This is a genomic window from Lentzea rhizosphaerae (assembly GCF_042649515.1).
Classification (GTDB): Bacteria; Actinomycetota; Actinomycetes; order Mycobacteriales; family Pseudonocardiaceae; genus Lentzea; species Lentzea aerocolonigenes.
On record NZ_JBHRZI010000005.1, the window covers coordinates 139,435 to 166,111 of the forward strand.

A 26,677-nucleotide genomic window follows, 5' to 3' on the forward strand; every position below is an offset into this window, starting at 1 on the left:
ATGACCGGACCTGCCAACACCGGCGTCGGCAGCTGGCCGGCCCGCCGGGCGCGCATCTCCCCGCACCGCACCGCACTGGTGCAGGCTGACCGCACGCTGACGTACGCCGAGCTCGCCCAGCGCGTCGAACGCCTCGCCGGCACCCTGGCGAGGCTCGGCGTGCGCCCCGGCGACCGGGTCGCCTACCTGGGCGTGAACGACATCAGCGTGTTCGAGACGCTGTTCGCGACCGCGTCCTGCGGGGCGATCTTCGTGCCGCTCAACTACCGGTTGTCCGGCACGGAGATCAGCTACATGCTCGAAGACTGCGGCGCGACCCTGCTGGTGCACAGCGCGGACGCCGCCGAGCTCGTGGCGTCGGCAGGCCCGCTGCCGCGCGTGCTGCGCACCGAGGACTTCGACGCGGAAAGCTCCGGCGAGCCACCGTCGCCCGCCGTGACGCTCGACGATCCCTGCCTGCTCCTCTACACCTCCGGCACGACGGGCAAACCGAAGGCGGCAGTGCTCACCCACGGCAACCTGACGTGGAACACCGTCAACCAGCTCGCGCACTTCGACGTCCTCAGCACCGACCGCGCACTGTGCATCGCGCCGTTGTTCCACTGCGTGGGCCTGGGCCAGATCACGCTGCCGACGTTGTTCAAGGGCGGCAGCGTCGAGCCGGTCGCCAAGTTCGATCCGGGAGCGATCCTCGCGCGCATCGCCGAGGCGCGGATCACCACTTTCTCCGCCGTGCCAACGATGCTGCAGATGATGTGCCAGGACCCCGCCTGGAAGACAACGGATGTGAGCTCGCTGACGTGCGTGCTCTACGGCGGATCACCGGTGCAGGAACGCGTCGCGCGGGCGTGGCTCGACCGCGGTGTCCGGCTGCTGCAGGGCTACGGCATGACCGAGGCCTCCCCCGGCGTGTCGATGAGCACCCACGACGGAACCCCGGACCACCCCGTCTCGGCCGGCGTCCCGCACTTCTTCACCGACGTCGCCGGACTCTCGGACGAACGCATCACCCCGCTCGGCGCGGAACCGGCGGAACTGCTCGTCCGCGGCCCCAACGTGTTCTCGGGCTACTGGAACCGTCCACAGGAGACTCAAGCCGGCTTCACCGGCGAATGGTTCCGCAGCGGCGACGTCGTCAGGTCCGACGACGGCTGGATCCACGTCGTCGACCGGGTCAAGGACCTGATCATCTCCGGCGGCGAGAACGTCTACCCTGCCGAGGTCGAGGCCGTCGCCGTGCAGCTGGACGAGGTAGAGACGTGCGCGGTGGTCGGCGTGCCCGACGAGCGTTGGGGCGAGGTGGGCGTCGCCTACGTCGTGGTGCGCGCCGAGCTCACCGAGGCCGCGCTGCGGGACCACCTGGCCGCGAACCTCGCGCGCTACAAGGTGCCCAAGCACGTGGTGTTCGTGGAGTCGTTGCCGCGCAACGCTACAGGGAAGGTGCGGCGGGTGGAGCTGAGGACGCGGGCCGCCGCCACGTTCGCGCAGAAGGGATTCGACTGACTCCGCTCAGGTCACCACCACCTCCTCCCGTGCCTCGACCAGCTCGAACCCGTTGATCATCCTCGGGCGGATGCGGATGAGCTGGTTCATCGCGCCGTCGACCCACGGTTGCAGCATCTCCTCGTACCGGCGCACCTCGCCGGCTTCCTGGACGCGGCGGGCGTACCCGGTGATGATCACACTCCAGCCCAGCCGGGTGTCCGCATCGATCGCGTCCGCCTCGTAGGCCACCACCACGCCGACGGACCGCAGCAACGCCGCCCCCAGGTGGGTGCGGATGATCACCGCGCCGCCGTCGACGACGTGGTTGACCGGCCGGATGGCCGGCATCGCGTTCTGGGAGAACACCACGCGGCCGAAGGGAACGCTGCCGAGCCGGTGCAGTGCCTCGTCGTTCGTGAGTTCGCGCAGTTGACGTGTGCCGGTCACGGCGCCTTCGTCCCTTCAGACAGTTCCTTGCCGGTGAAGCTCACGTGCGCTTCCCGGTTGATCCGCTCGACCATGTGCGGGTAGTGCAGTTCGAACGCGGGCCGGATCGAGCGGATCCTGGGCAGCTCGGTGAAGTTGTGCCGCGGTGGAGGACACGACGTCGCCCACTCCAGCGAGTTGCCGAAACCCCAGGGGTCGTCGACCGTGACGATCTCACCGAAGTAGTAACTCTTGACGACGTTCCACAGGAACGGCAGCGTCGAGGCGCCCAGCACGTACGCGCCGATCGTCGACAGCGTGTTCAGGCCGGTGAAGCCGTCCATCTCCAGGTAGTCGGCGTATCGGCGCGGCATGCCCTGGTTGCCGAGCCAGTGCTGCACCAGGAACGTGGCGTGGAACCCGACGAACGTGAGCCAGAAGTGCAGCTTCGCCAGGCGTTCGTCCATCATCCTGCCGGTGATCTTCGGGAACCAGAAGTAGATGCCGGCGAACGTCGCGAACACGATCGTGCCGTAGAGCACGTAGTGGAAGTGGGCCACCACGAAGTAGGTGTCCGACACGTGGAAGTCCAGTGGTGGTGCGGCCAGCAGCACGCCGCTCAGCCCACCGAACAGGAAGGTGACCAGGAAGCCGACGGAGAAGAGCATCGGAGACTCGAAGGTCAGCTGCCCCTTCCACATCGTGCCGATCCAGTTGAAGAACTTGATGCCGGTCGGCACCGCGACCAGGAACGTCAGCAGGGCGAAGAACGGCAGCAGCACGGCGCCGGTGGCGTACATGTGGTGTGCCCACACCGCGAGCGACAGCGCGGCGATGGACAGCGTGGCGTAAACGAGTCCTTTGTAACCGAAGACCGGTTTGCGGGAGAACACGGGGATGATCTCGGAGATCACGCCGAAGAACGGCAGGGCCAGGATGTAGACCTCGGGATGCCCGAAGAACCAGAACAGGTGCTGCCACAGCACGACACCGCCGTTGGCCGGGTCGAACACGTGCGCGCCCAGCAGCCGGTCGGCCAGCAGACCGAAGCCCGCCGCCGTCAGGATCGGGAACACGACCAGCACCAGGACGCTCGTCACCAGGATGTTCCAGGTGAACACCGGCATCCGCCACATCGTCATGCCCGGCGCGCGCAGGCACACCACCGTGGTGATCATGTTGACGGCACCGAGGATGGTGCCGAGACCGCCCACCGCCACGCCGACGATCCACAGGTTGGCGCCGGCACCGGGCGAGTGGATCGCGTCGGACAGCGGGACGTAGGCGAACCAGCCGAAGTCCGCCGCTCCTCCCGGCGTGACGAAACCGCCGAGCATCAGCAGACCGCCGAAGAGGAACAACCAGAACGACAACGCGTTGAGCCGCGGGAACGCGACGTCCGGCGAGCCGATCTGCAGCGGCAGCACGAAGTTCGCGAACCCGAAGACGCTGGGCGTGGCGTACAGCAACAGCATCACCGTGCCGTGCATGGTGAACAGCTGGTTGTACTGCTCCGCGGACAGGAACTGCAGCCCTGGACGTGCCAGCTCCGTGCGGATCAGCATCGCCATCGCTCCGCCGATCATGAAGAAGGCGAACGTGGTGACGAGGTACATCACACCGATCTGCTTGTGGTCGGTGGTGCGGAACAACTGCAGCAGAGCCGAACCCTTGATCCGGACGCGCGGCGGACTCGGCTGCACCTCGACCGGTGCGGGAACCAGGGCGGTCACGTTCTCTCCTGTGTCACGGGAAGCACGCGTGAATCCTGATCGCGGCCGGAAGGGTCCATCAGGGACCAAAGTCCCGGCCGGGCCGGGACTCTCCGTCGATCACGGGACAGCCGGGGCGATAAGTCCGTAATGACCGTCGTAGCGTCGGTACAGCACCGAGCCCCGGTTCGTCTCGGCGCTGCGGAAGAACCGGAACGGCAGCTCCGTGGCGTCCAGCCGCCCCACCGCCTCCTCCGGGGTCAGCAGCGGCACCTCGTGCACGTTGACCGTCAGCGGCACCGACACCCGCCCGGCAGGCGGCGCCGTGCTCACCAGCCGGGCGAGGCGGTACCCCGTCGGCCCGATCCGGTAGATCGCACTGTCCTCTCCGGTCTCGGCGTCGACGAACAGGTGGATGTCGTAGTCCATCAGGTCCATCGTGCGCGCCGCCTGGTCCGGCGTGCAGCGCACCGGTGTGCAGTACTTGCGACGGACGATCTGCCGCCGCCCGTCCACCTCCGCCACAGGAACCCGGGGCCGCTCGTTCCGCCAGACCTCGAGCCCCGCAAGTGCGGGCAGTCGCTGCGCCAGGCTCCGTCGCAGCGACTGCGCCGCCTCGTGGAAGAACGCACCGGCGGCCTGCCCGCGCACCGGCTGTCCCCGCAGCTCGAAGTTGGCCTGCACCAACGCCGACCACGGCGACGCGGAACGAGCACTGCGCGTCAGCTTGATCCGGACGGCCGGACTCGCCCCCGGCAGCCGGGCCAGCAGGGACTCGACCTGGTCGCGGACGAACTCGCGCGCGTCGTCCAGCACCTCACCGGCGGTCTGCGTCGCGATCTGACCGTCGGACCTTCTCCGGCGCACTTCAGCCTCCGAGAACCCTGCGGGTGGAACTTCCCGGCTGCGAAGCTAGGCGGGAAGTCCCGCGGATGATCAGGGCACAAGGTCCCTTCCGGCACCGTTCGAAGAACTCTGGCTACCGGCCGGAGGCGGACCGGGCCTCTTCGTCCACAACGGATTCGAGCACGTTCTCGGCCAGCTCACCGGCCTGGCGCGCCCACCCGTGCCGCAACGTGCGGAACCTTTCCGCCGCACGGGTTCCCGGCCATCCCTCCGGCAGCAACACCGACGGCAGCACCGGATCGCGGCGGATCAGCAGCAACCACTCCGCCCCGAGCAGGATCCGCCGCGACAGCTCGTCCAGGTGGCCGAACGCCCCGTCGCCCCAGCGCGCCAGGAAGTCGGAGTAGCCGGCCGCGATCGCCGGCAGGTCCCAGGCCTCCGCGGCGATCCGCGCCGGGTCCGTCCACCTGAAGGCCTCGGCCCGGAACACCTCGGCGTGGTCGAGGAGGTCGAGCTCCGCCAGCGTTGCCGAGACGTCCGCGTCCGACGTCGAGACCCACAGGCCGCTGCGCAGCGGGCCGAAGCCGAACCAGCCCAGGCGGGTGCGCAGGGCGTGGCGGTCCGCGCGCCTGCTCTCCGGGACCGAGAACGTCAGCAGCGTCCAGCGGCCGTCCCAAGTCGAATCGACGATGTCGCCGTCGAGTTTGCGTTGGCCGTCGCGCAGCACCGCTGTGCCGTGGTCGGTCAACCCCAGGAACGCCTGGCGGCCCTGGCGGACCGTGCGGAGCAGGCCGCGGCGGCCCATGCGGCCGAGTGCTGTCCTGGCTGCGTGTTCGCCGATGCCCAGCCGTCCCAGCGCGGTGACGATCCCGACCGTCGACACGGCCACGCCTCGGTCGAGCACGTGGTCGCCGAACAGGGCGAGTGCGGCGGTTTCCGGGCGCACCGCGGACCCGGCAACGCCACCGTCCGGAGGAGTCAACTCTGCTGACATCGGCCCATTATTCGTCGAACGGCTCGCCACGTCATTCGTCAAAAGATTGACGGCCGTCAGAGATCTGAATACCTTCGGGGGTCCGGAATCCCTGACCGGAGGTCGATGATGACCACACGCAAAGCCCTCATCACGCTCTTCACCGCCCTGCTCACCCTCGCCGGAGTCCTGGCACCACAGGCGTCCGCCGCGTCTCTGGTGGAGGTGACCAACTTCGGGAACAACCCGGGCGGGATGCGCATGCACGTCTACGTGCCGGACACCCGACCGGCCAAGCCCGCGATCGTGGTGGCCATGCACGGCTGCGGCGGCTCGGGCCCCGGCTTCTACTCGGGCAGCGAGTTCGCCTCGCTCGCCAACCGCCGCGGGTTCATCGTGATCTACCCGAGCGCGCAGCAGCAGGCCGGGTTCGGCAAGTGCTTCGACACCTGGTCCGCCGCGGGGAAGCAGCGCGGCGGCAGCGATGCCGCGTCGATCGTCTCGATGGTGACCTACGTCCAGCAGCGCTACAGCGGCGACCCGGCCCGCGTCTACGCCACCGGTTCGTCGTCCGGCGGCATGATGACGCAGCACATGCTCGCCCTCTACCCGGACGTCTTCAAGGCAGGCGCGGCGTTCATGGGCGTGCCGTTCAACTGCTTCGCCAACGCCGCCGACTTCCCGCCGCCCGGCAGCAAGTGCACCAACGGATCCATGAACCGCACCCCGCAGCAGTGGGGCGACGCCGTCCGGCAGGCCTTCCCCGGCTTCACCGGCCAGCGCCCGCAAATCCAGCTGTGGCACGGCACCAACGACACCCTGGTGCCGTACTCGCTGCTGCAGGAGTCGATCGAGCAGTGGACCAACGTGTTCGGCCTCAGCCAGACGCCGACGTCCACCGACACCCCGCGCCAGAACTGGAACCGGCGCAAGTACGCCGACAAGGTCGAGGCGTACAGCATCCAGGGTGCGGGGCACAGCCTGCCTTCAACCGGCATGGCCGCCGTAGCCCTGGACTACTTCGGCATCACCGGATGACCCGATCCGCTCGCGATGAACGGCGCTTTTGTCCACCTCACGTGGACAAAAGCGCCGTTCATCCTAGATCAGCTTCCACGCGCCTTCCAGCGCGTGGCGGATGATCTGCTCCATCTCGTCGAAGTGGGACTGGTCGCAGATCAACGGCGGCGAGAGCTGGACGACCGGTTCGGCGCGGTCGTCGGCACGGCAGTACAAACCGTTGTCGAACAGGGTGGTGGACACGTACCCCTTGAGGATCCGCTCGGACTCCTCGGCGGTGAAGCTCGTCTTGGCTTCCCGGTCCTTGACCAGTTCGATGCCGTAGAAGAAACCCGTGCCGCGGACGTCACCGACGATCGGAAGATCCCGCAACTTGTCCAGAGTGGACTTGAAAGCGTCCTCTTCGGACAGGACGTGCCCGTAGATGCCGTCGCGTTCGATCAGGTCGAGGTTCGCCAGCGCCACCGCGCACGACACGGGGTGGCCGCCGTAGGTCGAGCCGTGCATGAACACCGTGCCGTCCTTGCGGAACGGCTCCATGAGCCGCTCGTCGATCAGCACCGCGCCGAGCGGGGCGTAGCCGGACGTGAGGCCCTTGGCGGTCGTGATCATGTCGGGCTGGTAGCCGTAGCGCTGGGCACCGAAGGTGTGGCCGAGGCGGCCGATCGCGCAGACCACCTCGTCCGACACCAGCAGCACGTCGTGCCGGTCGCAGATCTCGCGGACGCGCTGGAAGTAGCCGGGCGGCGGAGGGAAGCAGCCGCCGGTGTTCTGCACCGGTTCGAGGAACACGGCGGCCACGGTGTCCGCGCCCTCGAACAGGATGGCCTGCTCGATCTGGTCCGCGGCCCACCTGCCGAACGCCTCGTAGTCGTCCGCGTGCTCCGGCGCGCGGTAGAAGTTCGTGTTGGGCACCCGGATAGTGCTGGGCACCAACGGTTCGAAGTCCTTCTTCAGCGCGGGCAGCCCGGTGATGGACAGGGCTCCCTGCGAGGTGCCGTGGTACGCGAGCGACCGGCTGATGACCTTGTGCTTCGTCGGTCGGCCGGTGAGTTTGAAGTAGTTCTTGGCGAGCTTCCACGCCGTTTCGACGGACTCGCCGCCGCTGACGGTGAAGAAGACCCGGTTGAGATCGCCCGGCGCCTCGGCGACGAGACGTTCGGCCAGCTCGATCGCCCGCGGGTGCGCGGCTGACCACAGCGGGAAGTACGCGAGCTCGCGCGTCTGCCGGGCGGCGGCCTCGGCGAGCTCCTCGCGGCCGTGGCCGACCTGGACCGTGAACAGGCCGGCGAGCCCGTCGAGATACCGCCTGCCCTCGGTGTCCCAGACGTACGCGCCTTCTCCACGCGCGATGACGGGCACGGCGTGGTCGTCGGCGTCGGCGTGGCGCGTGAAGTGCAACCAGAGATTGTCAAGCGGCATGCCTACGTTTATCGCACACCAAACGTGCGATGGCAAGTGAATCAGTAGCGAGAACGGTTCAGGGCGACGAAATCCGTAGTCAGCGAGTCCCCCACTGGTACGACTGCTTGCGCAGCGAGAGGTAGACGAGCAACTCGGTGTCCGCCACCCCCGGCAACGTGCGCACGCGGTGCGAGATCAGTTCGAGCAGCGCGTTGTCGTCCTCACACACGACCTCGCACAGCACGTCGAAGCGACCGGCGCAGACCACGACGTACGCGACCTCGTCGATCTCGGCGAGCGCGTCGGCCACTGGCTCGATGGGGCCCTGCACGTTGACCGCGACGAGCGCCTGGCGGAACATCCCGACCTGCAACGGGTCGGTGACCGCGACGATCTGGATGACCCCGGCGTCCGACAGCCGCTGCACCCGCTGGCGCACGGCGGCCTCGGACAGGCCCACCGCCTTGCCGATCGCGGCGTACGGCCGGCGACCGTCCTCCTGGAGCTGCTCGATGATCGCCTTCGAGACGTCGTCGATGATCAGCTGGTTGCGGTCGTCCGCGGGGCTCGTCCTCTTCACGCGCCCAGTATGACCATCCGCGATCACTTGGGCGCACCATCGCAATCCTCCTGCGGTTCCGGTAGCTTGAAGGCGCATCCACCACTGAATCCGTCGTCCAAGCACCCGCCGACTGAGGAGAAGCACCGTGAGCGACAGGCTGGAACTGCGCAACTTCGTCGGCGGTGAGCACGTCGGCACGGTCGAGGGCCGGCGTGAGGACCTGATCGACCCCGCGAGCGGTGAGGCGTTCGGGAGCACGCCGGTCTCCGGCGCCGAGGACGTCGACCACGCCTGCCGGACCGCCGCCGCGGCGTTCGAGACGTGGCGCGACGTGACGCCCGCACAACGGCAACGCGCGTTGCTGGCCTTCGCCGACCTGGTGGAGGAGCACGCCGACGAGCTCGTGCGGGCCGAAAGCCGCAACACGGGCAAGCCTCTCGGGCTCACCGCGAGCGAGGAGCTGCCCGCCGCCGTGGACCACCTCCGGTTCTTCGCGGGTGCCGCACGGGTGCTCGAGGGCAAGGCCGCCGCCGAGTACCTGCCCGGCCACACCAGCTTCGTGCGGCGCGAACCGATCGGCGTCGTCGGTCAGGTCACGCCCTGGAACTACCCGCTGCTGATGGCGGTCTGGAAGATCGCCCCCGCGCTCGCGGCCGGCAACACGATCGTGCTCAAGCCGTCCGACACGACCCCGGTGACCACGCTCCGGCTGGCCGAGCTCGCGGCGGAGGTCCTGCCGGCCGGCGTGTTCAACGTCGTGTGCGGCGGTCCGGAGACCGGACGGGCGCTGGTCGAGCACGAGATCCCGCAGCTCGTCGCGATCACCGGTTCGGTGCGCGCGGGCAGTGCCGTGGCCACCTCGGCGGCACGCGACCTCAAGCGGGTGCACCTGGAGCTCGGCGGCAAGGCACCGGTGGTGGTCTTCGACGACGCCGATGTCGAGGCCGCGGCCACCGCGATCGCGACGGCGGGCTACTTCAACGCGGGCCAGGACTGCACGGCCGCCACCCGCGTGCTCGCCGGGCCGGGCGTCCACGACGACTTCGTGGCCGCGCTCACCGAACAGGCCAAGCGCACAACTACGACCTACGAGAAGGGTGCGGAGGACCCGGACGCGCTCGTGCCCCCGGTCAACAACGCGCGGCAGCTCGCCCACGTCACCGGGTTCCTCGACCGCGCGCCCGCCCACGCCGAGATCACCGCGGGCGGCCGGCGCCAGGGCGACAGGGGGTTCTTCGTCGAGCCCACCGTCGTGACCGGGCTGCGGCAGGACGACGAGATGGTGCAGCGGGAGATCTTCGGCCCGGTCATCACCGTGCAGCGGTTCACCGACGAGGACCAGGCCGTCGCCTGGGCCAACGGCGTCGACTACGGCCTCGCGTCGAGCGTGTGGACCCGTGACTTCGGGCGCGCCATGCGGATGAGCAAGCGGCTCGACTTCGGCTGCGTGTGGATCAACGCGCACATCCCGCTCGTCGCCGAGATGCCGCACGGCGGTTTCAAGAAGTCCGGCTACGGCAAGGACCTTTCGCTGTACGGGTTCGAGGAGTACACCCGCGTGAAGCACGTCATGGCCAACATCGAGTCCTGACAGGAGAGACGCATGAGCCGCTACGGCGCCCAGTTCGGGCCGGACGTCACGTTCCTGGGCGTCGAGCGGTGCAGCCTCGACGAACCGGAGTCCTTCGCCGGGGCGGACGTCGTCGTCCTCGGCGCGCCCTTCGACGGCGGCACCTCCCACCGTCCCGGCACCCGCTTCGGCCCGCAGGCCATCCGCACCACCGACTACCTCCCCCACGACGGCTCGCGCCCCAGCCTCGCACTGCGCACCGACGGGTTGCGCGACCTGCGCGTGCTCGACGCCGGTGACGTGGAGATGTACTCCGGCGACATCACGACCGCCCTGTCCGCGCTGGAGAGGGCGGTCGAGACCGTGACGCGGTCCGGCGCGATCCCGGTCGTCCTCGGCGGCGACCACTCGATCGCCTTCGCCGACGCCAAGGGCATCGCCAACGTCGTCGGGCACGGCCGGATCTCCATGCTCCACTTCGACGCGCACGCCGACACCGGCGACATCGAGTTCGGCTCGCTGTGGGGACACGGCCAGCCGATGCGCAGACTCATCGAGTCGGGTGCGTTGCGCGGAGACCGTTTCCTGCAGATCGGGCTGCGCGGCTACTGGCCCCCACCGTCGACATTGGACTGGATGGCCGCGCAACGCATGCGGTCCTACGAGATGACCGAGATCGGCCACCGCGGCCTGGAGGCGTGCCTCACGGAGGCGTTCGGCATCGCCACCGACGAGTGCGAGGGCGTGTTCCTGTCCGTCGACATCGACGTGTGCGACCCCGGCCACGCTCCCGGCACCGGAACCCCCGAGCCGGGCGGACTTTCCGCGCGGCAGCTGCTCGACTCGGTCCGCCGGATCTGCCTGGAGCTGCCCGTCGTCGGCATGGACGTCGTCGAGGTGAGCCCGCCCTACGACCACGCCGACATCACGGCGGCGCTGGCGAACCGCGTGGTGCTGGAGGCGTTGTCGGCCATCGCGCGCCGCCGGCGTGACGCCGCGGAGGGCACGCGGTGGGACCCGTCGCGGCCGCTGCTGACGGACCGCATCGGCGGCCCCGACGCACATCGGTAGGTCGAGGTTCCTCACTTGCCGAGATGGTGGGGAATTCTCGCGTTCACGCTGGCAATTTGTCGCATCGTTGTCGCACTCTGCGGCGTGACCAGCGCGAACAAGACCCTTGTGGCTTTCACGGGTGGTGGGACACTGGGAGTATGGCAAGACGGACGGCGCTGGGTGAGGCGCTGCTGATGGCGGGCTACACGCAAGAGGGCTTGGCGGAAAAGCTGGGAGTCGATCGCGCGACCGTTCAGCGTTGGCATTCCGGGAAGAACCGGCCACAGCCCTATCTGTGGCCGAAACTTGCGAAGGCACTCGGAGTGAGTCCTCAGCAACTCCGTGAATTGCTGGCCGATTCCGCAGGATCACCTCTCCCTCAAAGCGAAGAAACAGCAGCGAACAGCGCCGGCGTCGATCGTCGCAGCGTCCTTTCGACTGGTGTCAGCATGGGAATTCTGCTGGCGCTGGGCGAAAGTGGGACCAGGGCGTTCAATCCGGCCGTCGTGGACACCTTCGTAGACCTGCGTGACTCGCTCGTGACGGCCGACAGCTTGCTCGGCTCCGCGAGTTTGGTGAACTCCGCTGTCGAGCAGGTCTCCAACGTCGCACGGCTTTTCGGTCGTGCGGATCTCAAGACTCGAGGCCGGTTGTTCGAAGTCGGTGCCCTGTTCGCCGAGTTCTGCGGGTGGCTGGCCGACGATCTCGGGAGGTTCGAGGACGGGAGGTCGTGGTCACGGCAAGCGCTCGAATGGGCTCACTCATCCGGCAGTTCCGATCTGCTGACCTACATCCTCATGCGCATGAGCCAGCAGGCGCAACTAGTTGGCGACGAAGGCGCGGCAGCCGCATTGGCGTACTCGTCCGTTCGCCATGACAGGTCGGTCAAGAGTGTTCGCGTTCGGGCCGCTGCCCGTCAGCAGGCAGCCCACGCGTCCGCTCTGGACGGTGACGAGTCCTCGGCGCTGTCGCACATCGACGACGCTTACGACCTGAGCACGAAGAACCTCGATGAGGAAGATCCGTATTCGTTGGCCGGCTACTGCACTCCGGCCTATGTAACGGTGCAGCGTGCGGCGGTTCTGAGCACCCTCGGCAAGTACCGTGAGGCGCTCGACGAATACGACCGGGTACTTGATGATTGGCCACATGAATTCCACCGGGAGAGAGGACTTCACCTCGCGCGCCGCACTCTGGTCGCGGTCCGCTCAGGTCTCCCTGATGCCGCGGTTGAAAGCGGGTGCACAGCCCTGGCCATCGCCCGCGAAACGCAGTCGCGACGAACGGTCAGGGAACTTGCCCGCAGCGCGGCCGGCATGCAGCAGTGGCGGTCGTACGCTGGTGTCGACGACTTCCTGGAAGCTGTTGCCACCGAAGGAGAAGCCGAGTGGGCACACTGAGCGTTGAGGAACTGGTCGGACGTGCCGAGTGGGACGCCGTCAACCACGAGCAGCAACGCCCATTCGTCGTCTACAAGTTCGCAGCCACCCTCGATGGCCGGATCGCCGCCGAGGACGGTACGAGCCAGTGGATCACCAGCGCGGAGAGCCGTTCCGAGGTGCACCTCCTGCGCGCCGGATGCCACGCCACCGTGGTCGGGTCGGGAACGCAGCAGGCCGACAACCCCAACCTGGCGGTGCGTGGAAACGATGATCCACGCCTTGACCTGTCGATCGTGTCGAATCCTGATCGTCAGCCGTGGCGGGTTGTGATCGACAGCAACGCCAAGACGCCCGCCGACGCCAACGTGTGCAACGACGCCGCGCCTACGCTGATCGTCGTCGCGGACGATGCCGACGCGTCGCACCTCGACGGGGTGGTGAACGTTCTGCGCGTCCGGCGTGCGGAACGGGGGCTCGACCTCGGTGCGGTCATGCGTGGCCTGCTCGCGCGCGACATCAAGGCCGTCTTCCTGGAGGGAGGCCCCACGCTGGCCGGTGGCTTCATCGCGCAGGGCCTGGTGGATCGCGTCGTGAACTACGTAGCTCCCGCACTTCTCGGAGCGGGGAAGAGTGGACTGGAGAACGCAGGTATCCACAGCATGTCCGGCATCCTCCGACTCGAACTGATCGACGTCGCTCGCAGCGGCTCCGACGTACGGCTCGTCGCACGCCCCGCGAAGTAGGGACCGCACCACCCACTACGACGAACGCCCGCCGGGATCCTCCTGGCGGGCGTTCGTCGTGGACCGGAGAGCACTTGTCCGGAGTCGAGTTGCCGCTGGTCGAACTGGCCTGTGCGGCTCGGATGCGGCAGTTCTCCGGCATCGCCGCCGTGGTCACGGCGCTCTGTGGTCTGTTGTCTGTGACATGGCGACGTGATTCCTCCGCAGTGGAGAGATGAGCCCGGTTCTGTGGCAAACCACGTGACCACACGAGGGAGCTGACCATTGCACGCCTTGATCGCCAGTCCGTTCCTCGACGAGAACCTGGTCCTCCGGCCCGATGATCCGCGAGGGGTGAAGGTCGGCACGAACCGCTATCGCGAACTGCTGGCATCGGCCTCTGAACCTGACAGTGTGGTGCCGTCCTGGCTTGCTGAAGCTGCCCGGCAGCGGTGGGACCTCGATCTGACCGGGCAGACGCTGGTAGGCACAGTCCTGGTCCGTGAACCCTCGGTCCTGGGCTACGGAAGAGCGTCCTACGAGCTCAACCTGGGCTGCAACTACGACTGCGAACACTGCTACCTGGGCTTGAAGCGGTTCGAAGGCATGAGCTGGGAGGCCCGTGAACGGATCTTGTACCTCATGCGGGACGCGGGCGTGCTGTGGGTTCAGCTGACTGGGGGCGAACCGACGATCGACCCGTTGTTCAGCGACGTGTACGAGCTTGCGTGGGACCTCGGCATGGTCATCACGCTGCTGTCCAACGGATCTCGACTGCATCAGCCCAAGATCCTTGAACTGCTCAGCAGCCGCCGCCCGTACCGGATCACCGTGAGCGTCTACGGGGCGACCGAGCAGTCCTACGACGGGCTGACGCGCCGCAAAGGCTCGTTCCGGCTGTTCAGCCGCGGGCTGGAAGCCGCGTGCGCGGCCGGCCTGCCGGTCACGCTCAGCCTGGTCATCACACAGCACAACGAGCACGAGGTCACGGCCATGCGGGCGCTGGCGGATCGCTACGGCCTGCCGTTCAACGAGTACAGCAACATCTCGCCCACGATCCACAGCGGCGCCGAGACCCTGCCGTCGCAATCGGCTGCGTTCCTTCGTGCCCGCAGGCCTTTCGCCGGGTGCGGCGCGGGACACACGCACTTTCACGTCGACCCGCACGGCAAGGCGAGCATCTGCAAGGTCGGCCGGGACCCTGCCGTGGATCTGGTCACCGAGGGCCTCGACGGCCTGCTGCGCCTCGGTGGGATCGCCGACGGACTGATGGCCCGCACCGGTGGATGTTCCGGCTGCACGCTGTCGGGAACGTGCTTCACCTGCCGCCCGCTGGCGCGCCTGTACCAGGAGTCCGGAGCCCCCTTGAACCGCTACTGCCGGCACGGAGGGAGGTGAACCATGACCGCGATCACGATCGAGCTCACGCCGCCTCCGGCAGCGCCCGACGCTGTCGTGATGGTCGATGACGTCGAGCAGTTGAGCGCGTTCAACCGCTGCTCGTGCGCCGTCGGCGACGACCTTCCGTACTGATCGTCAACGGAGGACGCAGGGCCTGAGGCGTCGCGCCAGGCCCTCGCTGCCACGTCGGTAGCCTGCCGTCGACCGCGCCGTCACATCTGTGAGGACACCCAATGCGTCACAGGATCACCTGGGATGACCTGCCTGCCGACGTCCGGGCTGCAGTTGCTGCCCGCTCCGGCCCCATCCAGGCCGTGCGCACAGTCAGCGCAGGCGCGAACAGCCCCTTGGCGGCCGTGTTCGAAACCGAGGAAGGCCGCGTTTTCGTCAAGGGAATGCCCTCGGACTCTCGCGGCGTGGCGAGCCAGGCGCGCGAGGCCGCGGTCGCACCGCACGTCGCCGGCGTCGCGCCCCGACTGCTGTGGCACTTGCCTGACGCGGCTGGATGGGACCTGCTCGGGTTCGAGTACGTCGACGGCCGTCATGCCGACTACACGCCCGGCTCGCCGGACATCGCGGCGACGGCGACGCTGCTGACGCGCATCGGTGAGATCGAGTACCCAGCCGATGCGCCAGCTCGTGATGTGCGCGCGGCGTTTGCCGCTCACATCGACGACACGGCAGACGCTGATCTCCTCGCCGGTACCCGGTTGCTGCACATCGACTTCAACCCCGAGAACGTCCTGATCGGACCCGACGGTCCCAAGATGGTCGACTGGGCCTGGCCCTGTCGAGGCGCGGCGTGGATCAACTCGTGCGTGTTGATGGTCCGACTGATCGCCGCCGGACACACACCCGAGGCTGCCGAGGACTGCATCGCAGAGGTCCCCGCATGGCGCTCGGCTCCTCCGGCTGGTGTCGGCGTGTTCGCAGTGGCGAGTGCGAGCCTGTGGACCGAAATCGCCGAGCAGGATCCTCAGCCGTGGAAGCAGGACATGGCCGCAGCGGCACAAGCATGGGCACAGAAGGTGCTTGCCACGTCCTGATCCCAGGTAGCCACCCCAACGAGTAACGGACCAAAGCCGACCCGTCGCGACCGCTGCTCTCGGATCGGCAGGCACCGGAGTCAGCAGGCTCGGACTGACTCCGGTGCGTCCGCGGCGGGTTGGCCACCGCAGTCAATGGACCAGAGCGGACTCCGGTGCGTCCGCCGCGCGGTGCACGATCACGCCCTCGACCACGGTCAGCGCGATCGGCGCCTGCGCCAGCTCGTCCGGATCGGCTCGCAACGGATCGACGGTGAACGCGGTGAAGTCCGCCCGCCCACCGATCGCGATCCGCCCGCCACCGGGTTCGCCCGCGGCCAGCGCGGCGTGCGACGTGTAGCCCTCCAGCGCCATGCGGGCGGTGAGACCCTGGGTCGGGCCCACCGGCGGCACCTCCGGCTCCAGCGCCGGCCTGCGCGTCATCGCCTCGGCCAGGCCGTGGCGGGCGTCGAACGGGGCCACCGGCCAGTCCGAGCCGAGCACCACCGGCACGCCCGCGTCGCGCAGGTCGCGGCACCGCCAGGCGCGGTCGGCGCGGTGCGTGCCCAGGCGCACCGACCAGTTGTCGGTCTGGTCGGCTCTGGTGAAGTGGCTGCAGTGCGTGGGTTGCATGCTCGCCACCACGCCCTGGCGGCGGAACCTGTCGATCAGGTTGCCCGGCAACGTCTCGACGTGCTCGACGCGGTGCGGCACGGCGGCCGAGCGGGTGAGCCCGTCGAGTGCGTCCAGGACGTGGCGCACGGCGGCGTCACCGATGGCGTGGGTGGCGGTCGGGACACCGGCCGCGGCGAGCTCGCGCAGGGCGCGGGTGTAGGCGTCGACGTCGGGCCAGAGGCTCTCCGTCGACTCCCCCAGCGCGTCGGGCGCCTCCAGCCAGGCCGTGCCGTTGTCGATCGTGCCGTCGAGCATGAACTTGACGGCGCCGACCTGCCAGCGTCGGCCACCGCGGCCCTGCATCGCGATCAACGAAGAAATGCCGTCGGCGTCCACGCCGGGATCGCACCAGGGCGCGAACCGCAGGCGCAGCGGCAGGTCGCCCAGTTCCTCGGCGGCGGTGAGGACCTCCTCGCTGTCGCCGAGCAGGTCCATGACGTGGCCGGCGGTGAGGCCGGTGGCGGCCATCTCGCGCAGCAGCACGTGCAACCGGGCCGCGCGGGCCGCGACGGGCTCCACCGGGAGGTGGTCGAGCACGAGCTGCATCGCCGCCGACTCGTGCAGCAGGCCGGTCGGGCGCCCGGTCTGGTCGCAGACCACGGTCGAGCGCTGGTCGAACTCCCTGGGACCGTCGATCCCGGCGATGCGCAGCGCGGCCGGTGTCACCAACGCCGAGTGCGCGTCGAAGAAGCGGACGAACGCGGGCCTGCCGCCCACCGCGTCGTCGATCAGCGCCCCGGTCAACGGCCTGCCACCGAACACGTTCGGGTCGAGTCCCCACGCCTGCACCCACGCGTCGGGCGCGCGTGACGCGGCGGCTTCGGCGAGCAGGCGGCACGCCTGGTCCGGGTGACGGACGCGGGACAGGTCGACGTCGGCGGTCAGGCTCAGCCCGGCCACCGGGTGGAGGTGCCCGTCGGCCAGGCCGGGGGTCAGCACGGCCCGGCCGAGGTCGACGACCTCGGTGCCCGGACCGCGCCAGTCCCGCACGTCGCGCCTGGTGCCCACCGCGCTGATCACTCCGCCGCTCACCGCGACCGCCTCCACCGGGCGGGCGCCGACGGTCAGCGTGTGCACCGTGTGGACGGTGTCGGCGCACAGGACGAGGTCCGCTTTCACGCGGCAGCCTCCTGATCCGCGCCCCGGCCGACGCGCGCGTAGGTCTCGGGACGCCGGCTGCGCAGCCAGATCGCGAACACCCAGCCCGCGAGCAGGGTCACCGGCACGATGCCGACCAGCACGACGTTGACGCTCGTCGGCGCGTTGGTGAGCAACGCGACGTTGTCGATCAGGACGTAGGTCGCTCCGGCCAGCAGCACGGTGGACACGATCGCGGCGGTCAGTGCCGCCGGCGTGCTCGCCGCCTTGTTGCGCCTCAGGAAGTAAACCGCGCAGGAGATCGCGGTGAGCGCCTGCAGCACCACGACGCCGACGACACCCGGAGTGTTGACCCACAGCAGGAGACCCGTGACGGGGTCGGCGCCGGCGAACGCGAACCCGCCGATCACGACCACCGCGAGAACCGTCTGCACGACGCTCGCGCGGTACGGCGACCCGAAGCGCGGGTGCACCTTGCCGATCCACGCGGGCAGCACGCCGTCCTCGGAAAGCGCGTGGGTGTAGCGGGTGATCGCGTTGTGGAACGCGATCTGCGACGCGTAGACGCTGGAGATCACGAGAAGGCGCATCAGCGTGGCCGCCCACGGCCCGACGTAGGTCTCGGTCGCCGCGAAGAACAGGCCGGGGAGGTTCTCGGTGGCGGCGCCGACGACCTTGTCGCTGCCGAACCCGATCACCACGGACCAGACGATGAAGCAGTAGAACAACGCCATGAACCCGACGGCGAAGTAGGTCGCGCGGGGAATGGTCCGTTCCGGGTCGCGCGCTTCCCTGCGGTACAGCGCTGTCGACTCGAAGCCCATGAACGCCGCGAAGGCGAACGCCAGCACACCACCCATGCCAGGGGTGAAGGCCGCAGCTGGGGTGAACGACGCACCGTCCACACCGGACGCACCGCCGTGCGTGAACACCCCGATCGCCATCAACAGGAGGATCGCGGACTCGAGCACCAGCAGAACGCCGAGGACCTTCGCGCCGACGTCGATGCCCAGCCAGGCGATGACGAGCACCAGGCCGAGGGCGATGAACGCGATGACCGGCCACGGCACGGTCACCCCGAAGAGGTCGGCCAGCGTCGCCCTGGTCTGCGCGGCGAACAGGCCGTAAACCCCGATCTGCAGGGTGTTGTACGAGACCAGCGCCAGCAGCGCAGCCGCGAGCCCCCAGCCGCTGCCGAGACCCTTGGCGATGTAGGCGTAGAACGCGCCCCCGCCGCTGACGTGCTTGGTCATGCGGGTGAACGCGACCGCGAAGATGACCAGCACCGCTCCGGCGGCCAGGTAGGCGAGCGGTGCACCGACGCCACCGATCATGAGGCCGAGCGGCGCGACACCGGCCATCACGGTGAGCGGGGCCGCGGCCGCCACGACCATGAAGACCAGGCCGCCGGTGCCGAGCACACCGCGTTTGAGCTGCCCCTCCGGTAACGGAGCGCTGGTGTCGTCCGTGGGGACGGTTCGGGTCATGGCGCGCCCTTCCGCTGTGTCTGGGGTCACTCGTCCTGTGGTTGCCGAATCATTGGCCAACATCCGCCTCAAGTCAAGTTTTTCGTAGCAAAACGGGTCATCTGACACTTAAACAGTAGGAAGACCGTCCTTCGACAACGAAAACAGTTGTGCAACTGCTTGATCCGTTCGCACGAAAAAGCCACCGGCCCGGTGGTGTACCGGGACCGGTGGCTGGAGGTCTCACCCGTCAGCAGGCCAGCGCGGTCGTGTCCCCCTTCAGCGTCAGGTGGAGGGTGGGCGCAACGGTGCCGCCGAACCGCGCCCGCGCCGTCGCGGACTCGGCGAGCCGCGCGCCTTCCCCGTCGGGCGCCAGGTAGTTCACGAAGCTCTCGACACTGAGATCCGGCAGCACGAGCCAGGCGTAGGCCTGCTCTGGCTGCTCCGCCGGGTTCGCGATCACCAGGCCGGAGCCGTTGAGCGGCCGGTACGGACCCGTCAACGCGGGCGCGACGAACCCGTAGAGCCCGGTCGGCGCGACACCGGCCGGGTGGAAGGTCCGGCTGGTCGTGCAGAAGAAGAGGTAGTACCGGCCGTCGTGCACGACCACGTGCGGCCGTTCGATCTCGTGGTTCACGCCCTCCGAGACCACCAACGGCGGGAGGAGCGTCCACTCCTCCGTGGTCACGTCAGCGAGCGCGATGGCGCCGGTGTAGTCGTCACCCCACGGGATCGAGGCCGCGATGAGCAGGTACTCGCGTCCGTCCGCCGGATCGCGGAACCAGCCGGGGTCGCGGAAGGCCTGGATGCGGCCGGGGCCTCCCTCGACCTCGTCCGCCGGCAGGTAGGGGTCCTGCCCGCGCAGGGCGATCCGGTGCGCGGAACCCCGTTCGAGCGCGACCTCTCCGTCGACGGTGAGCCGCGGCTGCGTCAGGACGACCCGCTGGTGGAACGTCGGCGTGGCCTCACCGCGCACACCGGCTCCGGTGTAGAAGACCGACACCGTGCCGTCGGCCCTGCGGACGGCCGACCCCGACCACTCGCGGCTCCCCGGTGACGCGCCGTCGGCGAACGCGTCACCGAGGTCGTGCCACTCGTCGCCCTTCCTCGCCAGCAACCGGATCCGCGCCCGGTCGTGGCGTTCCTCCGGATGCCCGGCAACGGGAGCGGCCAGTGCCATCCACAGCTCGGCGCCGCCGGCGAGGCACACCGAACCGTCCTCTTCCTGGATCGGCCAGCTGTCCCAGATGTCGTGCTGCGGCAGCGCTTTCGGGGCAGCGGTGATGATCGGCGCCGTGGTGGCCCCGTCCAGGACGAGCCGGTCGAGGTGCCGTCTCGTCCACCGCGTGGTCTGGATGTCGGTCAGCGGATCAGCCCTTCAGAGAGCCCTGCAGCAGCGCCGAGGTGAAGCGGCGCTGGAAGATCAGGAAAAGAACGAGGACGGGTGCGAGCACGAGCAGCGATCCCGCGCACAGCAACGGGATGTCGGTGCCCCACTGGCCCTGGAAGGCACCGAGCGCACCGGCCATGGTGCGCTTGCGAGGGTCACCGACGAGGACGATCGCGAGGAGGAACTGGTTCCAGGTCCACAGGAACTGCAGGATCGCCAGCGAGGAGATGGCCGGCATCGCCAGCGGCACGTGGATGCGCCAGAACTGCTGCCACGAGTTGGCACCGTCGATCTGAGCCGCCTCGGAGATGTCACCGGGCATGGTGACGAAGTGAGCGCGCATCCAGAACACGCCGAAGGGCATGAACAACGCGACGAGCGGCAGGATGATCGCCCACCTGGAGTTCAGCAGGCCCAGGTCCCGGATCTGGTAGTACAACGGCGTGATGACGCCCTCGTACGGCAGCGTCAGGCCGAGCACGAACATCAGGAACACCCAGCGGTGTCCCTTCATCCTCAGCTGACCGATCGCGAAACCCGCCATCGTCGCCAGCAGCAGCGACAGCGGCACCACACCGAGCACGATGAGCGTGCTCGACTGGAGGAGCTCACCCATGTGCGCCGCCTGGAAAGCGGTCGCGAAGTTGTCCCACCGCGGCTCGCTCGGCCACTCCAGGCCGGTCGGGTACGTGCCGGAGGGGTGCAGCGCGGTGACGAAGAGGCTCACCAGCGGCAGGAGGGTCATCACCATCAGCAGGACGAGGAACACCCGTCCCAGCCACGCTTCACGACGTCCGACGATCACGACTCCTCCTTCGTGAGCCGCTGGATCGGCAGCACGCACACGAGCACCAGTACGACGAGCACCACCGCGAGAGCGGACGCCACGCCGACCTGCCGTTCGACGAACGCCTGGTAGTAGATCTCCAGCCCGGGCACCATCGTCGTGTTCCCCGGACCGCCCTGCGTGGCGATGTAGACGATGTCGAAGCTCGCCAGCGCCGCGATGACCGTGACCGTGACGCAGACGCCGATCTCCTGCCGCAGACTCGGCACGGTGATCGAGAAGAACTCGCGCAACGGTCCCGCGCCGTCGATGCGCGCGGCCTCGTACAGCGCCGGGTCGATCTTGCTCATCCCCGCCAGGAGCAGCAGCGTGCACAGGCCCAGCAGCACCCACGCGCCGATCACGCCGACCGCGGGCAGCGCCGTGCCGAAGTCACCGAGCCACGCCCTGGTGACGCCGCCGAGCCCGATCGCGGACAGCACCTGGTTGACCAGGCCGTTGCCCGACAGCAGCCAGCTCCACGCGATACCGGCGGCGACCAACGGGATCACCTGCGGGATGAACAGGACAGTCCGCGCGACGACGGCGAGTCGGCTGGTGGCGATGCGCCGGATCGTGGCGGCGATCGCAAGACCCAGCAGGACCGGCACACCGCTGAAGAACACGATCAGCTCGAAGGCGTTGACGATAGTGCCCGACAGCTCGGGGTCGGTGAACACCTTGACGTAGTTGTCGAAACCGACCCACGGGGAAGCGCCGATGCCGTCCCACTCGTAGAACGAGTACTGCACCGTCCGTCCCATCGGCAGCAGGACGAACAGCGCGTAGGCGGTGATCGCGGGGGCCACGAACAGCCACGCGACCCAGGCCTTCCCGCGCCGCCGCACGCGGGGCTTCGCGGTTTTCGGGAGAACTTCAGAACGTGCGGCCGGCGGCGTGAGAACGCCACCGGCCATCCGCTGCGTCATCGGTGGTTCAGCTCCCGACCTGGGTCTGGTAGTCGCTCTGCACCGCCTTGAGCAGCCCCTCAGGGCTCTGCTCCCCGGCGAACAGCTTCTGCAGCTGCGGAGTCCAGCTCTTGGCGTAGATCGCGCCGGTGGCGTTGGCGATGAAGTCCATGGCGCCGTTGTCCTTCGAGATCCGCTCACCGGCGGCCAGCGTCTCCGCCGTCACCGTGCCCTGAGCCACCGCGGGCATCTTCGCGTCGGCCGCTCCCATCGGGTGCGAACCGCCGACCTCCACCGCGATCCGGCGCGCGGTCTCGTTCGTGGCCACCCAGTCCAGGAAGACCGCGGCGCAGTCGGCGTTCTTCGCCTTGGCGCCGATGCCGAACGTGAGCGGCGCCGACATCGCCGCCACCTTGCCGCCCTTCTCCGCGGGCAACGGGAAGAAGCCCACCTTGCCCGGCATCTTCTTGTCGAGGTTCCCGGACTCCCAGTCGCCGTTGAACATGAACAGGCCGTTGCCCGCCAGGAACTCGCTCATCATCTTGGCGTAGTCCGTCGCGTTGGCGTCCTTGGTGAAGTAGCCGGACTTGATCCAGCCCTGGAGGTGTTGTGCCGCCTTGACGTTCGACGGGGTGTCGATCGTGGCGCCGGACTTCTGGTAGATCCAGTCGTTGACCGGCTTCGGATCACCGTAGGCCGCCATGAGGTTCTGCAGCGGGAACGCGAGCCCGCCGGTGGCGCCGCCGTTGAACACGGTGATCGGGGTGACGCCGGCCTGCTGCGCCTTCGCGAGCACGCCGTCGAACTCCGCGAGGGTGGTGGGCGGCGCCGTCATGCCGACCCGCTCGGCGAGGGTCTTGTTGTAGAAGACGCCGGTGACGCTGAAGTTCAGTCCCATCGCGAACAACGAGCCCTCACCGCGCGCGCCGCCGCCGGGCTTCATGCGCAGCTGCTCCAGCTGGGACGCCGGCCACTTGTCCCAGCCGAACACTCCGGCGTACCCGTCGAGGTTCTTCAGCAGGTTGTTCTTCACCAGCTCGGAGACCTGCGGCAGGCGCATCAGGTCCGGCGGGTCGTCCGCCAGCACGCGCGGCGCGTTCTGCGTGATCACCGCGAACTGGTCCTCCCGGATGTCCCACTTGACGTTGGGGAACTGCTTGGAGAACTCGTCGCTGAGCGCCTTGGGCAACGGGAAGCCCGTCTCGAAGTACGCGCGCAGCGTGACCGGTTGCGTGCCACAGGTCGGTTGCTCGGTCAGGGCCGCGCCCGTGTCCGTCGACTGAACACCCGTGCCGCCGGGTCCGCCGCAGGCTGCCAGCAGAGCGGCTGCCAGTAAGGCGGCACCGGCCAGACTTCCGCGGTGACTGGTGCGACGCGGCATTGCGCCTCCTCGGTCTTCTTGGCCGACCGGCGCCTGTCCGCCGGTTGCTAAATCGTGTTAGCAGGGCGCAGTGTTACCCTCCCCACGACTGAAGTCAAGATCCTGCGGTGCGGAGGTTTTTCCTTGAGTCCACGGAGGGTGACGCTCGCCGAGGTCGCCGAGCGCGCCGGCGTGTCCCGGAGCACGGCGTCGCTCGTGCTGGCGGGGCGGAGCCGTGAGCTGCGGATCTCGCACAGCGTCGAACAACAGGTCATCGCCGCCGCGAAGGAGCTGGACTACCGGCGCAACGCGGTGTCCGTCGGCCTGCGCACCGGCAAGACGCGCACGATCGGCTTCGTCTCGGACACGGTCGCCACCTCCCGGCTCGCCGGCGACATGATCAAGGGCGCCGTCGAGGCCGCCCGCGAGCAGGACCTGCTGCTGTTCATCGGTGAGACCGAGGGCGAGGAGGACCTGGAAGTCGGCCTGCTGCAGGCGATGCACGACCGCCAGGTCGACGGCATCATCTTCGCGTCGATGTTCACCAGGGCCGTCGAGACCCCGTCCGTGCTGACGTCCGGCCCGGCGGTGCTGCTCAACGCGGTGCCGAAGGGACCGTCCACTTTGTCCTCGGTCGTGCCGGACGAGATCGGGGCGGGCCGCAGCGCCGCACAGGTGCTGCTCGACGCGGGCCACCGCGACGACATCCACCTCATCGGCGTCGGTCCGCGGATCCGCGACGTCCCACCGGAAGCACTCGCCGGCGTCGAACGGCTCACCGGCATCCACGAGGTGTTCACCGGCGCGGGCGTCGAGATCGCCGGCGGCCGGATCTGCTCGGACTGGCAGCCGGAACTCGGCTACGAGGCAACCCGGGAACTGCTGCGGGAGACCACGCCGTCCGCGTTGATCTGCCTCAACGACCGGATCGCCGTCGGCGCGTACCAGGCACTCGACGACTTCGGCCTCAAGGTGCCCTCGGACGTCTCCGTCGTCTCGTTCGACGACCACCCCGTCGCGACCTGGATCCGCCCCAAGCTCACCACGGTCGCACTCCCCCACTACGAGCTCGGCCGCAAGGCGGTCGAGGTGCTCCTGCGCGAGATGGACCGGGACAGCGAGGGATCCGCACCGCTGGGCGAGACGCACCGCCTGCCGATGCCGGTGCGGGCACGCGACTCCGTGGCCACGCGATCGTGAGCGGGTGTGGCCGTTTCTGGCGGCCACACCCGCTCACGACTCAGCTGCGTCAGCCGAAGTTCACGTCACTGCACCACATGTAGGCCTGGTCGAGGTGCGAAGCCTGCCAGATCGTGAAGACGATGTGGTGCCCCCGGTAGCCGGACGTCTGGACGTTGAACGTGATGTCCTTGGCCGGGGCGTACCTTCCGGTCTGCATGATGAAGTCGAGGTTGTTCCAACCGAGGCTCTGGGTGGTCGGGTCGTACCCGTTCTTGCTCACGTAGACGCGGAAGTAGTCGGCGCCGTGACTCGCCTGGTCGTACAGGTGCATCGTGAAGTTGCTGCCCACGTTGGTGGTCTTCCACCGGCCGGGCGTGTTCAGCGAGTTGTTGCGCGCCAGGGCGTTGCTGCAGAGCTGCCCGTTGGGCGTGGCGCCCTGGAAGTTGCCCTTGAGCCCGTCCCGCAGCGCGCTCATCCAGTTCCACATGGTGTCGGCGTTGGCCTGGAAGGCCTGCCAGCACATGGGGTCCTGGTCCTTCATGGCGGGGTTGGTGTGCTGACTGCCCCACGTCTTCCAGCACTGGTAGGCGCGGGTCGCAGGGCCGACGATCGTGCCGTGCGCCGACGCCGTGGGGGCGGTCCACAGGATTGTGCAGGCCAGCATGCCGATGATCACTGCGATGCTGCGCGTACGCATGAATGGGCCTCCATCCGATGATCGAGCAGGGGATCGAGCAGCGGCGGACTGGGAGCGCTCCCAGGGAATATAACCTACACGTAACGCTTCGAAACCGCAAGGAAACGTTGAGTGATCACCGACGGAGATGCGCTTTCGGCGGGGGCGAGAGTTCGAGGGTGCCGCGGGGCTGGGGCGCCCGACACGGCGTGCCGGCTGGTCGCACACCAGCTGATTTCACCGTTCATGTGAACGCTAACTCGAACGACTGCCCGTCCCGCCGCCGCGAATGTGTCAGACCATCATCTTTCAGAATCGATCTGTTGAAGGCATTCGACGAGGTCATCGACAATTCGTCTCAACTGGGAGTTTCCTTGACACCGCATTGCTTCGCAGCCCAATGTGATCGCTAACACCATTGTTGCTCTCATCGAGGAGAACACGATGACGATCAGGACGTGGCGGGCCATCGCCTGCGCCGCCGCTCTGCTCACCGCCGCGCTGCCGGCCGCACCGGCGGTCGCGGAGTCCAACGGCGGAACGCGGGTCATGCCGCTGGGCGACTCGATCACCGAGGGCACGCAGGTGCCGGGTGGCTATCGCATCGGGCTGTGGCAGCGGCTCGGGAACTACCGCGTCGACTTCGTCGGCTCGCAGTTCAACGGTCCGTCGTCGCTGGGCGACCACGACCACGAGGGACATCCGGGCTGGCGCATCGACCAGATCGACGCGAACATCGTCACCTGGTTGCGCAACACCAACCCCCGCAGCGTGTTGCTGCACATCGGCACCAACGACGTGCTCCAGAACTTCGACGTCGCCAACGCGCCCGCGCGTCTGTCCACTCTGGTCGACCGCATCACCTCGACCGCGCCGAACGCCGACGTGTTCGTCGCAACGATCATCCCGTTGTCCGACGCCGGGCAGGAGTCCCGCGCGCGGACGTTCAACGCGACGATCCCGGGAATGGTGCAGAGCAAGGTCAACGCGGGCAAGCGCGTGCACCTGGTCGACATGCACTCCGCCCTCACCACGGCCGACCTGATCGACGGTGTCCACCCGACCGCCGGCGGCTACGACAAGATGGCCGCCGTCTGGAACACCGCGCTGCGCTCCGTGCCCGGCAGCATCGGCGACCCCACGGGCACGGCCCGGCAGATCGTGGGCGTGCCGTCCGGCCGGTGCGCCGACGTTCCCGGGGCGACCACGAACAACGGCACGCAGCTCCAGCTGTGGGACTGCCACGGCGGCACCAACCAGAGCTGGACCTACAACAGCTCGTCCAAGCAAATGGTGGTCTACGGCAACAAGTGCCTCGACGCCTACGGCTGGGGCACCACCAACGGCACCCCGGCGGCGATCTGGGACTGCACTGGTGCTGCGAACCAGCAGTGGAACGTCAACGCGAACGGCACGATCACCAGTGCGCACTCCGGTCTGTGCCTGGACGCCAGCGGCAGCGGGTCGGCCAACGGCACGAAGCTCGTCCTGTGGACCTGCAACGGGGCCACGAAC

General features: G+C 68.5%; 24 protein-coding genes. 11 read left to right on the forward strand and 13 right to left on the reverse strand.

Translation table 11 applies throughout. The annotated features are described in order from the left end of the window. Entirely contained in the window at positions 1–1,503 is a 1,503-nt protein-coding gene (locus tag ACFOWZ_RS03850; protein WP_382368712.1) for an acyl-CoA synthetase, read from the forward strand. Positions 1,504–1,509: 6 nt separating this feature from the next. Here ACFOWZ_RS03850 and ACFOWZ_RS03855 read toward each other — a convergent pair whose 3' ends face one another. From ACFOWZ_RS03855 to ACFOWZ_RS03870, 4 genes are all read right to left on the reverse strand, one after another. Then, positions 1,510–1,932: a pyridoxamine 5'-phosphate oxidase family protein gene (locus ACFOWZ_RS03855; protein ID WP_382368715.1), complete on the reverse strand. Its 423-nt coding sequence runs from the start codon at positions 1,930–1,932 to the stop codon at positions 1,510–1,512. Next, positions 1,929–3,644: an aa3-type cytochrome oxidase subunit I gene (ctaD, locus tag ACFOWZ_RS03860; RefSeq protein ID WP_382368718.1), complete on the reverse strand. Its 1,716-nt coding sequence runs from the start codon at positions 3,642–3,644 to the stop codon at positions 1,929–1,931. Before ctaD ends, ACFOWZ_RS03855 begins: the two co-directional genes overlap by 4 nt. Positions 3,645–3,743: 99 nt before the next feature. Beyond that, positions 3,744–4,490, reverse strand: coding sequence for a sigma 54 modulation/S30EA ribosomal C-terminal domain-containing protein (locus tag ACFOWZ_RS03865; protein WP_382368721.1), 747 nt, complete (start codon positions 4,488–4,490; stop codon positions 3,744–3,746). Positions 4,491–4,602: 112 nt separating this feature from the next. Beyond that, positions 4,603–5,463: a PaaX family transcriptional regulator gene (locus tag ACFOWZ_RS03870; protein ID WP_382368724.1), complete on the reverse strand. Its 861-nt coding sequence runs from the start codon at positions 5,461–5,463 to the stop codon at positions 4,603–4,605. 108 nt (positions 5,464–5,571) lie between these two features. Between ACFOWZ_RS03870 and ACFOWZ_RS03875 the strand changes: the two genes are divergently transcribed. Beyond that, entirely contained in the window at positions 5,572–6,480 is a 909-nt protein-coding gene (locus ACFOWZ_RS03875; protein WP_382368727.1) for an extracellular catalytic domain type 1 short-chain-length polyhydroxyalkanoate depolymerase, read from the forward strand. A 63-nt stretch (positions 6,481–6,543) separates the two neighbouring features. Here ACFOWZ_RS03875 and ACFOWZ_RS03880 read toward each other — a convergent pair whose 3' ends face one another. Continuing rightward, entirely contained in the window at positions 6,544–7,884 is a 1,341-nt protein-coding gene (locus ACFOWZ_RS03880; RefSeq protein WP_382368730.1) for an aspartate aminotransferase family protein, read from the reverse strand. 79 nt (positions 7,885–7,963) lie between these two features. Next, positions 7,964–8,446: an Lrp/AsnC family transcriptional regulator gene (locus ACFOWZ_RS03885; protein ID WP_030468524.1), complete on the reverse strand. Its 483-nt coding sequence runs from the start codon at positions 8,444–8,446 to the stop codon at positions 7,964–7,966. A 127-nt stretch (positions 8,447–8,573) separates the two neighbouring features. Between ACFOWZ_RS03885 and ACFOWZ_RS03890 the strand changes: the two genes are divergently transcribed. From ACFOWZ_RS03890 to ACFOWZ_RS03920, 7 genes are all read left to right on the forward strand, one after another. Further along, positions 8,574–10,019 (forward strand): gamma-aminobutyraldehyde dehydrogenase, encoded by a 1,446-nt coding sequence (locus ACFOWZ_RS03890; RefSeq protein WP_382368733.1) that lies wholly within the window; start codon positions 8,574–8,576, stop codon positions 10,017–10,019. A 12-nt stretch (positions 10,020–10,031) separates the two neighbouring features. Continuing rightward, positions 10,032–11,069: an agmatinase family protein gene (locus ACFOWZ_RS03895; protein WP_382368736.1), complete on the forward strand. Its 1,038-nt coding sequence runs from the start codon at positions 10,032–10,034 to the stop codon at positions 11,067–11,069. A 140-nt stretch (positions 11,070–11,209) separates the two neighbouring features. Beyond that, a complete protein-coding gene (locus ACFOWZ_RS03900) occupies positions 11,210–12,451 on the forward strand; it encodes a helix-turn-helix transcriptional regulator (protein ID WP_382368739.1) in 1,242 nt (413 codons plus the stop codon). Beyond that, positions 12,439–13,176, forward strand: a complete 738-nt coding sequence (locus ACFOWZ_RS03905; protein ID WP_382368742.1) for a RibD family protein — start codon at positions 12,439–12,441, stop codon at positions 13,174–13,176. The genes ACFOWZ_RS03900 and ACFOWZ_RS03905 overlap by 13 nt, the downstream gene beginning before the upstream one ends. A gap of 264 nt (positions 13,177–13,440) precedes the next feature. Then, positions 13,441–14,553, forward strand: a complete 1,113-nt coding sequence (locus tag ACFOWZ_RS03910; protein WP_382368745.1) for a radical SAM protein — start codon at positions 13,441–13,443, stop codon at positions 14,551–14,553. 3 nt (positions 14,554–14,556) lie between these two features. After that, positions 14,557–14,688, forward strand: coding sequence for a hypothetical protein (locus ACFOWZ_RS03915; protein ID WP_382368748.1), 132 nt, complete (start codon positions 14,557–14,559; stop codon positions 14,686–14,688). Positions 14,689–14,789: 101 nt separating this feature from the next. Continuing rightward, positions 14,790–15,602 carry a hypothetical protein gene (locus ACFOWZ_RS03920; RefSeq protein WP_382368751.1) on the forward strand — a complete coding sequence of 271 codons (813 nt, stop codon included), beginning with the start codon at positions 14,790–14,792 and terminating at the stop codon, positions 15,600–15,602. Between the two features lie 132 nt (positions 15,603–15,734). On the opposite strand, the gene ACFOWZ_RS03925 is transcribed toward ACFOWZ_RS03920, so the two are convergent. From ACFOWZ_RS03925 to ACFOWZ_RS03950, 6 genes are all read right to left on the reverse strand, one after another. Further along, positions 15,735–17,375, reverse strand: a complete 1,641-nt coding sequence (locus ACFOWZ_RS03925; RefSeq protein WP_382368754.1) for an amidohydrolase — start codon at positions 17,373–17,375, stop codon at positions 15,735–15,737. Then, on the reverse strand, positions 17,372–18,841 hold the full coding sequence (locus ACFOWZ_RS03930) for an APC family permease (protein WP_382368757.1): 1,470 nt from the start codon (positions 18,839–18,841) through the stop codon (positions 17,372–17,374). The genes ACFOWZ_RS03925 and ACFOWZ_RS03930 overlap by 4 nt, the downstream gene beginning before the upstream one ends. Before the next feature lie 229 nt (positions 18,842–19,070). Next, a complete protein-coding gene (locus ACFOWZ_RS03935) occupies positions 19,071–20,186 on the reverse strand; it encodes a glycoside hydrolase family 68 protein (RefSeq protein WP_382369110.1) in 1,116 nt (371 codons plus the stop codon). 4 nt (positions 20,187–20,190) lie between these two features. Next, entirely contained in the window at positions 20,191–21,015 is an 825-nt protein-coding gene (locus tag ACFOWZ_RS03940) for a carbohydrate ABC transporter permease (protein ID WP_382368760.1), read from the reverse strand. Then, on the reverse strand, positions 21,012–21,965 hold the full coding sequence (locus ACFOWZ_RS03945) for a carbohydrate ABC transporter permease (RefSeq protein ID WP_382368763.1): 954 nt from the start codon (positions 21,963–21,965) through the stop codon (positions 21,012–21,014). The genes ACFOWZ_RS03940 and ACFOWZ_RS03945 overlap by 4 nt, the downstream gene beginning before the upstream one ends. Positions 21,966–21,972: 7 nt before the next feature. Further along, positions 21,973–23,325, reverse strand: a complete 1,353-nt coding sequence (locus ACFOWZ_RS03950; RefSeq protein ID WP_382368766.1) for an ABC transporter substrate-binding protein — start codon at positions 23,323–23,325, stop codon at positions 21,973–21,975. Positions 23,326–23,448: 123 nt separating this feature from the next. Between ACFOWZ_RS03950 and ACFOWZ_RS03955 the strand changes: the two genes are divergently transcribed. Then, positions 23,449–24,504: a LacI family DNA-binding transcriptional regulator gene (locus ACFOWZ_RS03955; RefSeq protein WP_382368769.1), complete on the forward strand. Its 1,056-nt coding sequence runs from the start codon at positions 23,449–23,451 to the stop codon at positions 24,502–24,504. 49 nt (positions 24,505–24,553) lie between these two features. Here the strand turns inward: ACFOWZ_RS03955 and ACFOWZ_RS03960 are convergent, their stop codons facing one another. Then, positions 24,554–25,183, reverse strand: coding sequence for a lytic polysaccharide monooxygenase auxiliary activity family 9 protein (locus ACFOWZ_RS03960; protein WP_382368772.1), 630 nt, complete (start codon positions 25,181–25,183; stop codon positions 24,554–24,556). Positions 25,184–25,606: 423 nt separating this feature from the next. On the opposite strand from ACFOWZ_RS03960, the gene ACFOWZ_RS03965 reads away from it, so the two are divergent. Beyond that, positions 25,607–26,677, forward strand: a 1,071-nt coding sequence (locus ACFOWZ_RS03965; RefSeq protein ID WP_382368776.1) for a ricin-type beta-trefoil lectin domain protein, incomplete at its 3' end; no start/stop codon positions are given.